The following is a 12,145-nucleotide window of genomic DNA, read 5'->3' as shown; positions in this document are numbered from 1 at the left end:
TCCCTGTAGAGAAATAAATATTCAAGTTCAAAGATATCATACAACATTCTAACTCAATTGTATACAATAATTTTAAAATACGAGATAAATATACCCTATTCAAATAATTTGTGATATAATGATGAACATATCTGAATTGAAGAAATTTTCCTTAGATTTTGTTTTGTTAAAAGAAATCATTAATAAATTGATAAATTACCTTGAAGAAATAATGGCTATCATGTATGATGGCATTAGATGATTAAGTCGCAGAATCATCCTATTAAAGTGATAGAAATGACAATAGTCATAAGTATAGAGGAGGTTTAATAAATGTACGATTTTCAAGAAATCCAACATGTAGACCCAGAGCTTGCGGAATACATAGAGCAAGAGATTGGTAGACAAAATAATAAGATTGAATTAATTGCATCAGAGAACTTTGTTACTAAAGCAGTTATGGCGGCTATGGGATCACCTTTAACCAATAAATATGCAGAAGGGTACCCAAATAAACGTTACTATGGCGGATGCGAGTATGTTGACAAATCAGAAGACTTAGCAAGAGAGAGAGCTAAAGAATTATTTGGAGCGGATCATGCTAATGTTCAACCTCATTCAGGCTCACAAGCTAACTTCGGCGTTTATTTTGCAGTTCTTCAACCAGGGGATACAATTCTTGGTATGCGATTATCTCATGGTGGTCACTTAACTCATGGTAGTCCTGTGAATATGTCTGGAGCACAATACAACATTGTTGATTATGGTGTGGATAAAGATACTGGATTCATTAATTATGATGAAGTAATGCGTATCGCTAAAGAATGCCAACCAAAGTTAATCGTAGCAGGGGCTAGTGCTTATGCTAGAGAAATAGATTTCAAGAAATTTAGAGAGATTGCTGATGAAGTTGGAGCTTATTTAATGGTAGATATGGCTCACATTGCAGGTTTAATTGCTGCAGGATTACATTCTAATCCAGTTCCGTATGCTGACTTCGTAACAACAACTACTCATAAAACATTAAGAGGACCTCGTGGCGGTATGATTCTTTGTAAAGAAGAACATGCTAAGAAAATTGATAAAGCGATTTTCCCAGGTATCCAAGGTGGACCTTTATGCCATGTCATAGCGGCAAAGGCTGTAAGCTTTAAAGAAGCTTTAACAGATGAGTTCAAAGAATACCAAAAGCAAGTTATCATCAATGCTAAAGCATTAGCAGAAGAATTAATGAATAGAGGCTTCAAGTTAGTATCTGACGGTACTGATAACCATCTTGTCTTGGTTGACCTGCAGAACAAAGAGTTAACAGGTAAACAAGCAGAGAAATGGTTAGATGAAGTAGGTGTGACATGTAATAAGAATACTGTTCCATTTGACCCTCAAAGTCCTTTTGTAACAAGTGGTATCCGTTTAGGAACACCAGCTGTTACGACTAGAGGCATGAATGAAGAAGATATGAAAGTTATTGCAGAGATCATTGATCTTACATTATCTGATTTTGAAGGTAACAGAGAAAAAGCAGAGGAATTAGTTAAAGAGCTAGTTGGTCAATACCCATTGTACTAGTTATTCAAGCCCCGTATGTTAATAATACGGGGCTTTTCTATGTTCTAAATAATCTGCCTAAAAAAGGCGTTGCATTATGGTTTTATTTATGAGATATAACCAATAGCGTTAATTTGGGCTATTAATCGTTAATCACAGCACTTAAAAATAGAGGAGAAAAGCAGTATAATTTAAGAGAAATAAAGGTTTGTTAATTGCTACATATATCTGTTTCAAATCTTGCTTGTTATGTAGTCATTCTCCTCAATCAAGTTTCCCTTAGGAACATTGCAATTTACTTGATCAAATGAAAAAACTACATTAACAATAAAAAGATGAACCTTGTATGGTTCTTCTTTGCCGTAACATTCTTTATTACGGTTAATAAATTTCCGAGGATTTTCATCCTTGGAAATTTATTTAAAATTACATATTACATAAAAAGGAGATGGAGTTATGCGTAAGAGGGTTATGAGTCTACTTTTAGTTATGACACTATTAGCTTCAGTATTTGTGGGATGTACAGGTGATGAAAAAGAAGTAAGTGATAACGCTGTACAAACTGAGGATAAAGATAGCAGTGATAGTGACACAACTCCTAAGAAAGTTAAGGAAGGATTTAGTCAAGCACCTATGTTTGACGAGTTAGTAAAATCAGGAGAACTTCCTCCTGTAGAAGATCGTTTACCTGTTAAAGAAGACATAATGATTGAAGAAGTACTTGAAGAAATCGGACAATACGGTGGTCAATGGCGTTTCCCATGGGGGGGTATTGACGATAAATGGGATGCTGCTTACATAACGGAGGAAGCATTATTTAGATTCAGATCAGATGGGCAAGGTGTTGAGCCTAACGTGGCTAAGGGTTATGAAGTGAATGCTGATTCAACAGAATATACCATCTACCTAAGAGAAGGTATGAAGTGGTCTGATGGGGAGCCTTTTAATGCAGATGATGTGCTCTTCTATTGGGAACATATGCTTATACCTGAGACCTTCGGAAAAGATTTGTATGACTGTTATTACTCAGTAGATCCTGATTCAGGTGATAAAGCGCGAGCAGAAGTTGAGAAGATAGACGACTATACTGTAAAAGTTACACATAAATATCCAAATGCATTATTTTTAGAACGTGTAGCTATTGATAATAAGTGGTTTTTTGCACCAGAACATTTCTATAAAACAATTTTACCTGAGTTTGTTGGTGAAGATAAAGCCTTAGAAATTGCTAAAGAATGGGGTTTCAACGATTTGGAAAGTTTTGGTAAATGGACAGGGTACTATTATTGGGTATGGTCACAAAGACCTACACTTAGAGCATGGGTTGCAAAAAATGATCCTAATAGTGAACAATTCATAATGGAAAGAAATCCATACTTCTGGAAAACCGATGCAGAAGGTAACCAACTTCCATATTTAGATACTATTGCATTTAATAAATATGAAGATACCGATCAGTTCCTTTTAGAAGGTTTAGCTGGGAATGTTGATATTTTTGGATACGATTTTAAAGATTTTACAGTATTAAAAGAAAATGAAGCAAAAGGTGATTATAGAATTTTACAATGGTCAAGTGTTGGTTGGTCAAGTAATGGTATCGAGCTTAATCAAGCATCCGAAGATCCAAAATTAGCGCCACTATTACGAGATATCCGATTCAGAGAAGCACTTTCATTAGCAGTTGATCGAGTAGAGCTATCTGAAATCACATCAAATGGTCTTGCAGTATCTCAACAAGCATCAGTTCCAAAAGGGTTACCTAACTATCAAGAAGGTTGGGCTGAGAAATGGACTGAATACAATGTTGAACGAGCAGCACAGTTATTAGATGAAATAGGATTGAAATGGGATGCCAATAACGAATTTAGAACATTTGAAGATGGCTCTGAGTTACAACTTGTTTTCTATACAACTGATAATGATAAAAACAGTGATACACGAAATGAGCTCATTCAAAAATACTATCAAGACATTGGTATAAAAACCATTATTAAGATGGCAGATGAAGCACTCTACCAAGAGTTAAAATATGAGAATAAAATCGATGCAACGTTTGCGGACTGTGGATTAGTTAATGTAGCTTTCCGCCCTGATAATGTAGTTCCTATGCGCGTTAAAGATGTATGGAATAGTGCTTATGGACTTTACAAATCATCAAATGGTGAAGAGGGTGTGAAACCAGAAGGGGATATGGCGTTATTATTAGAATACTGGGATAATGTCGTATCAGCAACAACAAGTGAAGAAGTTTATAAATGGTGTGATGAAATTATTAAATTACATGAAAAAAATGTCTGGCTAATTGGTTATACAAGTTCATTACCAAACTTGATATTGGTAAATAATAAAGTGAAAAATGTACCAGACGGTATTGTTTCATGTGATGAATTCCGTAGTTGGGGTCATGCAAGACCTGTACAATTCTTTATAGAACAATAGACTATTAACAGGTGGAGAGCTATAATCTCTCCACCTATAATTCAGAAATATAGAGAGTAATATAATCCTAGATTATTCAATATATTCTTCATTGATCTTATAAATCACATAATAAATTCAAAATATTAAAAAAATAAAGAATAATTAGATTAAATAATCTCTCTATTAAATTTGGGAGGAAGGAAGACGTCATGTTAAATTATATGATTCGAAGAATATTGACTATGATTCCCATAGTCTTTATTATTTCTATTTTGGTATTTTATGTTATCCAGTTACCACCAGGAGATTTTATAAGTCACTATACTGCACGTATGGAAGCAGATGGCGAAAGTTTTACCCAGCAAAGGCTGGAAGAAATGAGGGAACATTATGGTTTAGATCAACCTTGGTATATCCAATATGGGAAGTGGGTGAAAAATATCATTACAGAAGGTGATTTTGGATACTCTTTCACCTATAATCGTCCAGTAACCTATGTTATTAAAGAGAGGATGGGCATAACTATTTTTATCTCTTTAGTAACGATGGCTTTTACTTATTTAGTATCTATACCAATAGGTATTTATAGTGCTGTGAAACAGTATTCTTTCGGTGATTATTTAGCAACCATCATTGGCTTTCTAGGTATGGCTACACCGAACTTTCTCTTAGCAATTATATTAATGTATTTAGCCTTTGTCTATTTTGGCGACCCAATGTTAGGTCTTATTTCACCTGAATACCTTCACAGTGCATGGACATTTGCTAAAGTTATGGATTTATTAAAACATATGATTATACCTGTCATCGTAATAGGAACAGCAGGTACTTGTGGTTTGATTCGTACCATGAGAGCCCAAATGCTTGATCAATTAGATAGACACTATGTGCTAACGGCAAGATCAAAAGGTCTTAAAGAAAAGTGGATACTTTACAAATATTGTGTACGTGCAGCTATTAATCCAATTGTTAGTACACTTGGTTGGTCGCTAACGGGTATCTTTAGTGGTTCGACTATAACAGCCATCGTCTTGAATCTTCCAACTCAAGGACCTGTCATGTATAAGGCTTTAATGAATCAAGACATGTATCTTGCTGGAACATGGTTGCTTTTTATGGCGATTCTAACAGTAATAGGAACCCTTATTTCTGATATATTATTAGCGTGGTTAGATCCAAGAATTCGTATAGATGGTAAAGGAATGTAGACTATGAAAATAAAATTAGAGAACATAACAAGAACTTTTATAAGAAGAAAGAAGGATAAAGATTTATCTGAAAAATATTACATGGCATCGCAATGGGCTTTGATGGGACGTAAATTAATAAAGCATAAACTAGCAAGAGTAAGTATGATTATACTAGGTATACTTTATTTACAAGTAATCTTTGCACCTTTTATTGCACCACAAGGATTAACAAGTTATGACAGTACCTATATGAACTGTCCACCTACTGATATCCATTGGTTCGATGAGGCGGGAAAGTTTCACATAAGACCTTTTGTCTATCCATTAAAAACGGAAAGGGATCCCGAAACATTAAGAAAAATATTTGTTGAAGATACAGAAACAATTTTACCTATTCAGTTCTTTTATAGAGGTGTGGAGTATAAGTTATTTGGCTTAATACCAACAGATATACATCTTTTTGGGGTTGAGGAACCTGGTAGAATTTTTATATTTGGCACAGACAGTATGGGCAGAGATTTATTCTCGAGAATACTATTAGGTAGTCAAATCTCTCTTACAATACCTTTTGTGGGGGTGGGTATAAGTTTTGTTTTAGGTATATTAATAGGTGGGATTTCAGGCTATTTCGGGGGTGTTGTGGATGCAGTCATTCAAAGGATTATTGAGGTTTTAATGTCCTTCCCTACTTTACCATTATGGATGGCATTATCTGCTGCCATACCAGCTGATGTACCCATTGTTAAGATGTATTTATATATTACGATTATCATATCATTCATTACTTGGACGGGTCTTGCAAGGGTTGTTAGAAGTAGCTTTATGTCGTTAAGTCAAGAAGATTATGTCATGGCAGCAAAAGTGGCAGGAGTAAGTGATATAAAAATTATTGTTAAACACCTGGTACCTGGTTTTATGAGTTACTTAATTGTTAATATGACCTTAGGGATTCCAAGTATGATTGTTGGTGAAACATCAATGAGTTTCCTTGGCTTAGGAATTAGACCACCAGCTACAAGTTGGGGTGTTTTACTTCAAGAAGCACAACAAGTTCAGAATGTTGCGTTATACCCATGGAAATTAATTCCTTTAATTTACGTAGTTGTTGCAGTATTAGCCTTTAACTTCTTTGGTGATGGATTACGGGATGCTGCAGACCCTTATAAATAGAACTTTTATGCAACTTGAAATCGTTTAATGGAGGTTATTATGGAAAATGCAAAGAGTCAACAAAAGGAAACGTTACTTGAAGTAAAAGATTTAAGAGTGCACTTTAATACAGATGAGGGTATATTGAAAGCTGTAGATGGGATTAGCTTTACATTAGAAAAGGGTAAAACCCTAGGCCTTGTAGGCGAGTCGGGCTGTGGTAAAAGTTTGACTAGTAAAGCTATTATTCGTATCAATCCTAAAACAAGTGATTTATCAGGTGAAGTGTATTTTTATAATGATGAATATAAAGATAAAAAGTCAAACAATATATTAGAATTGAATAATGATAGCTCTGAAATTCGTGCTATTCGTGGGGGGAAAATATCAATGATTTTCCAAGAACCCATGACTGCCTTTTCACCTTTTTATACCATTGGTAATCAAATTATGGAGAATATTCTCCTTCACCGAACTAAAGATAAAAAAGAAGCGGAAAGAATAGCCATTGAGATGCTAGACAAAGTAGGGATTGCAAATCCTGAAAAAAGGATCAAGCAATACCCCCATGAGTTTTCAGGTGGTATGCGACAAAGAGCTATGATTGCAATGGCACTTGCCTGCAATCCAGCATTATTGATAGCAGATGAGCCAACTACAGCACTTGATGTTACAATCCAGGCTCAAGTATTAGAATTGATGAAAGATTTGAAAAAGGATATGGACACAGCCATACTTTTTATAACCCATGACCTTGGTACAGTAGCTGAAATGTGCGATGAGGTAGCGGTTATGTATTTAGGTAAAATAGTTGAGAAGGCATCTGTCAGGGAAGTATTTAAAAACCCTAAGCACCCTTATACAAAAGGATTATTGCGTTCGGTTCCTGTAATGGGTGATACAACGAAGAAAAGATTGGAATCCATAGAGGGAACAGTACCCGTCCCTATAAATTTACCTGAAAGATGTGGGTTTTATGATCGATGTGAGCAAAGAATTGAAGGCTTGTGTGATCAGCAGGAAGTAACGGACATAGAGGTATCACCAAATCATTGGGTCAGCTGCTTCCATTATAAGAAAAAGTGATTTTTTCCTAAGAAGAATATAGAAATGGAGGAGACTCATGTCAGATAATATTTTAGAAGTAAAGAACCTAACAAAAGATTTTGTTGTAAAGTCAGGGAATTTAGGTAAATCAAAGAATACAACTGTTAAAGCAGTTTCTAATGTATCATTTTCTATACAAAAGGGCGAAACATTAGGTATCGTAGGAGAATCAGGCTGCGGTAAGACTACGCTAGGTAGATGCATTGTTAGAGGAATTAATGCAACCACAGGTGAAGTTCTATATAATGGTGAAGATGGTGAACAAGTCGACTTTCTAAAGGCAAAGAAAAATACATATAAACAAGTTAGAAAAGATATCCAGATGATCTTTCAGGATCCTAATTCTTCTTTAGATCCAAGAATGACAGTATTTGATATCATTAGTGAACCACTTAAAGCCAATTTCAAATTAAGTAGAACAGAGATAGAAGAGCGTGTTAAGTTAATGGCAGAAAAAACTGGACTAAATATCAGTTTTCTAAAGCGCTATCCCCATGCCTTTTCTGGAGGACAGCGACAGCGTATTGGAATTGCTAGAGCCCTAATTACATCACCTAAGCTCATTGTATGTGATGAAGCTGTTTCAGCTTTGGACGTATCTATTCAAGCCCAGATTATTAACCTTCTTAAAGATTTACAAAAGGAATTTGAAACCACCTATGTTTTTATTGCTCATGACCTTTCTGTCGTTGAACATATATCCGATAGAGTTGCTGTTATGTATTTAGGAAGAATAGTAGAGTTAGCATCTACAGATGATTTATTTTTTCATCCAAAACATCCGTATACAGAGGCTTTATTATCTGCCGTACCAGTGCCAGATCCTGATAATGAAAATGAGCGAATTATCTTACAAGGAGAAGTCCCAAATCCAGTTAAACCACCTACTGGGTGTCATTTCCATCCAAGGTGTCCTCACATGACAGAGAAGTGTAAGAAGACTACACCAGGATTACAGGAAATGGAGGATGGACACTTTGTGTGCTGCCACCACGCCGAGGAATTGAAGTTAAATGGAATAAGTAAGCAAGATTACAGTATTGCCTGAAGGATTTAGGAGGGGTAACAATAAAAAATAAACAAGATAAGAAAAAAGTTTATGGCATAGGTTTTAAGATTAGATTACTATTTTTTATTATCATCACAGCTTTACTTGTTATTTTTGGAGGCAGCTCCTACTATAAGGCATCAAAGCTATTAGAGAAAAACTTAGAATCAACCTCCTTACAGTTAATTACTAAAGAAGCTGAGATATTGGATGCTTTAATTAATACCTTTGAACAAAAAGTAGATGAGTTCTCAAGAGCTGATTATGTGGTAGATATTGCAAATGGTAATTTACGAAGTATCATCATGGATCGTTTATATGATTCCTTTGAGAACTATATGGTATCTAATGAAATGGCAGAGCGAATTTTTCTAGTTACACAGCAAGGGGAGATATTTTCATCACCAGAGATTAAACTGCCAAAAGACTATAAGCCAACTGAGAAAGAGTGGTATTTAGAAACTCAAGAGCAAGATAAAGTATTAATATCAGAACCTATCAAAGATTTTAATGGTCAGCCTATCATTCGTATTATGGCACCTATTAGCAAGAATGAGGAGGTTATTGGTATAGTTGGGATTGATGTTCTTATCAGTAAAATAGGTAATGAAGTTAATAACCTTAAGATTGGTAAGGAGGGCTATGCCATGCTACTTGATCAGAATAAGACTATCTTAACCCATAAAGTTTCAGATAAGATTGGATTGGATATTAGTCATATTGAAAATAAAAATAACTTCTTTGTTTCTGTCCCAGTAGGAAAGCTAAACTGTACCCTTGTAGCTGCTGTTAATCGGGATGAAATTTCGGAAGATACCATGGAATTAATCATTACGACTATTATTATTGGTATTCTTACTTTTGTAAGTGCTTTGATCATGACGACGTTAATGTCCAGGAGATTATCTAGTAATATAAATAGTTTACTTAAAGACTTTGAAAAAACTAAGAATGGGGATTTTCGTGTAAGGAGTTTAATTAAAAGTAATGATGAAATAAAATGGCTTGGTGAAGGATTTAATAGTATGGTGGAAGAGGTTGGACAATTGGTTAGCAGCCTTAAACATGTATCAATTGATATATCTAAAGCATCAGAAATGCTAACAAATACAGCTGAAGAAGCCAGTATCTCAGCACAGCAAGTAGCTACTTCTTCTATTGAAATTGCAAAAGGATCAGCTGAACAAAGTCAGGAGGCTGAAAATGGAGCTCATATTCTATTAAAACTATCAGACAGATTAGCTAGTTTAAATCATCAAAGGGAAACAGTTTTGCAATCAACGAATATGGTGAAAAAATCCAACAGCAGTGGTGAGCAAGCCGTTAATAACCTTCAAATAAAAACCAAGGAGCAAAATCAAGCCATTGAAAGAGTCGAAACAGCAATTATTGAATTGAATCAACAATCATTAAAAGTCAATCAGATATTAGAATCCATTGAAACCATAGCTCAACAAACCAATTTACTTTCCTTAAATGCTTCTATTGAAGCAGCCAGGGCTGGAGAATATGGACGAGGATTTGCAGTTGTAGCAGGTGAAATTCGAAACCTTGCCGTTAACACCAGTGAGGCTACCAATCAAATTAATGGCATCATCAACACAATACAAGAGAATTCCATGCATACAGTAGAAATAATGAAGGATGTGAAAAGAAGTTCTGTCGAACAAACACAGTCAGTTGGACATGTAAATGTTTCTGTTGAATCCATATCCTATGCTATAAAAGACATTATCGACATCATTGATAATATGGTTCAGTCAATCGAACAAATTGATAAAGAAAAAGACTTGATTTTATGTACGATTGAAAATGTGACTTCAGTATCTCAAGAAACAGCTGCTGCATCAGAACAAGTGAGTACAGCTATGCATCATCAATCAGATCGTGTAGAAGAGGTGGCAAAAGCAGCAGAGCACCTAAAAGGCTTAAGTGTACAATTAGATAATAAAATTGCTCATTTTAAATGGGAGTAACATTATACTAAATAGCGTAAGATAGATATGTCTATCTTACGCTATTGTTATTTCATAATACTCTCTCTATATACTTCTCTTTTTTCATCGATGATTTGGGATCCACCATTCTTCATTATATCTGCTACCCCAGACTCAAAAACTTGCTGAAAATCCGATGGACAACAAGTAATAGCGTTTGTAACAAGCTTAGTAATGGCATCCCTCATTAGCGTATTATATTTAGCTTCCTTTACAAGAGGTTCAGGGAAAAAAGGTTCACGGTAAAAGGGATTAGTAGATGCTATTTCCAAAGCTTTAATAGATAAATCATAATCTACTTTACCCATAGAAACAACATTCCATAGTTGCTTTTTATCCTGAACAGGTGGTCCATCATATAAGATAAGTTCTCTTAGTACTATATGCTCATTTTCCTTATTAGTTAGTAATTTAACTGGAAAATCATCGATGGCTTCATAAGTTAATCCTTCAATACCCCAATACAGTTTTTTTGAAGTTTCAGGTTCAGCCATCCAATTTAGATACATCATAGCTAGATCAGGTACATCACTGACTTTAGGTACCATAATGTGTGTACCTTTAGGTTGATATTGTGGTGTTGGGTATTGACCTTTGCTATTTTGAAAAGGATTAATTGGTATAATCTCTGCATCTTGATTGTTATCTTTCAATACATTGTAAATGCTGTCTGAGTCAGTAGATAAAGGATCAAGAGCATTGGTTACAAAAAATCCAGCATTACCTGAGATGATATCTTTCTCAAACTGCTTTTCATCTTGATCAAGGGCAAATTCGGGACTAATTAAACCTTCATTATACATTTTGTTTAAAAAGTATAAACCTTCTTCAAACCCTGGTTTTAGAAAATCATTCATATAGGAGTAGGCGTAATAATCCTCTTCAGACATATCCTCAATAAATGCTGCCATGAAAGTCTCATATTGTGTGGGATGAGTTAAATCATACATAGCCCAAGGGATCACATTCTCTGTACCAATACCACCAGGATCCTTTTCTTTAAAAGTCTTTAAGGTTTGATACCATTGTTCCACAGTCGTTGGCACAGGTAAGCCTAAGTGATCTAACCAATCTTTTCGTATCCAATTGTTCGCAATTGGGGTTGTTCCACCGACAGCAGGAATAAAATTGAGCTCATCGTGTACCATACCGAATTTTCTGATATGGCTATCACCTAATGCTGTTTTAAGATTTTCCCCTGTTGCATTGTAGTATTCGGTTAAATCATGCAACATGCCTTGAACAGCATAATTAATTGCAAAGGCTCTACGATTGGCAAAGATAATATCAGGTGGATTACCAGAGGCCATTACAATATTGAGTTCATCATAGTAGTTAGATTGTTCAATAGGAACATATTCCAAAATGATATTGTTAGGATCTCCAAAGTTTTTTTGACTATAGCGTGTAGTCCAGTTATCTGTAAGAGTCTGCCCAGTTGGAAACTCTTCATCCCAATCTCGAATCATAATGCGTAAGGTTTTTGTAATTTCTCGGTTTTCTTTTGAATGACTAAGGTTGCTATCACTACTGGTACAGCCCCATAAGAATGGCATTAAGAAAATTAATAAACAGATAGGTTTTAATCCTTTATTCATAAATTGCCCCCCAAAAAATATAGCAGTCTATGTAAGGTTATTATACAGTTACAATATTATATTTATAATATCAATTATAAACTTCTTTAACTCTCATTTCGAGTGCTT

Annotated in this window: 8 protein-coding genes; 7 read left to right on the top strand and 1 reads right to left on the bottom strand. The window is 34.9% G+C overall.

Features of this window, described 5'->3' with window-relative positions:
- Positions 1-312: 312 nt before the first annotated feature.
- From C1Y58_RS01920 to C1Y58_RS01890, 7 genes are all read left to right on the top strand, one after another.
- A complete protein-coding gene (locus tag C1Y58_RS01920) occupies positions 313-1,548 on the top strand; it encodes a serine hydroxymethyltransferase (protein WP_105614300.1) in 1,236 nt (411 codons plus the stop codon).
- A gap of 435 nt (positions 1,549-1,983) precedes the next feature.
- The gene (locus C1Y58_RS01915) at positions 1,984-3,966 is read left to right on the top strand and encodes an ABC transporter substrate-binding protein (RefSeq protein WP_105614299.1); all 1,983 of its coding nucleotides are present in this window, start codon (positions 1,984-1,986) and stop codon (positions 3,964-3,966) included.
- 191 nt (positions 3,967-4,157) lie between these two features.
- Complete coding sequence (locus C1Y58_RS01910) at positions 4,158-5,156, top strand: ABC transporter permease (RefSeq protein ID WP_105614298.1); 999 nt, start codon at positions 4,158-4,160, stop codon at positions 5,154-5,156.
- Between the two features lie 3 nt (positions 5,157-5,159).
- Complete coding sequence (locus tag C1Y58_RS01905; RefSeq protein WP_105614297.1) at positions 5,160-6,308, top strand: ABC transporter permease; 1,149 nt, start codon at positions 5,160-5,162, stop codon at positions 6,306-6,308.
- A gap of 39 nt (positions 6,309-6,347) precedes the next feature.
- Positions 6,348-7,373, top strand: a complete 1,026-nt coding sequence (locus C1Y58_RS01900) for an ABC transporter ATP-binding protein (protein ID WP_207655691.1) — start codon at positions 6,348-6,350, stop codon at positions 7,371-7,373.
- A gap of 37 nt (positions 7,374-7,410) precedes the next feature.
- Positions 7,411-8,442 (top strand): ABC transporter ATP-binding protein, encoded by a 1,032-nt coding sequence (locus C1Y58_RS01895; protein ID WP_105614295.1) that lies wholly within the window; start codon positions 7,411-7,413, stop codon positions 8,440-8,442.
- On the top strand, positions 8,439-10,418 hold the full coding sequence (locus tag C1Y58_RS01890) for a methyl-accepting chemotaxis protein (protein ID WP_330404389.1): 1,980 nt from the start codon (positions 8,439-8,441) through the stop codon (positions 10,416-10,418). Before C1Y58_RS01895 ends, C1Y58_RS01890 begins: the two co-directional genes overlap by 4 nt.
- A gap of 47 nt (positions 10,419-10,465) precedes the next feature.
- Here the strand turns inward: C1Y58_RS01890 and C1Y58_RS01885 are convergent, their stop codons facing one another.
- Positions 10,466-12,037: an extracellular solute-binding protein gene (locus tag C1Y58_RS01885; protein WP_105614293.1), complete on the bottom strand. Its 1,572-nt coding sequence runs from the start codon at positions 12,035-12,037 to the stop codon at positions 10,466-10,468.
- Positions 12,038-12,145 lie beyond the last annotated feature (108 nt).

The organism is Vallitalea okinawensis, from assembly GCF_002964605.1.
GTDB lineage: Bacteria > Bacillota > Clostridia > Lachnospirales > PQDH01 > Vallitalea_A > Vallitalea_A okinawensis.
The sequence above is the reverse complement of the archived record's forward strand: the minus strand, read 5'-3'. Positions and strand labels throughout refer to the sequence as shown.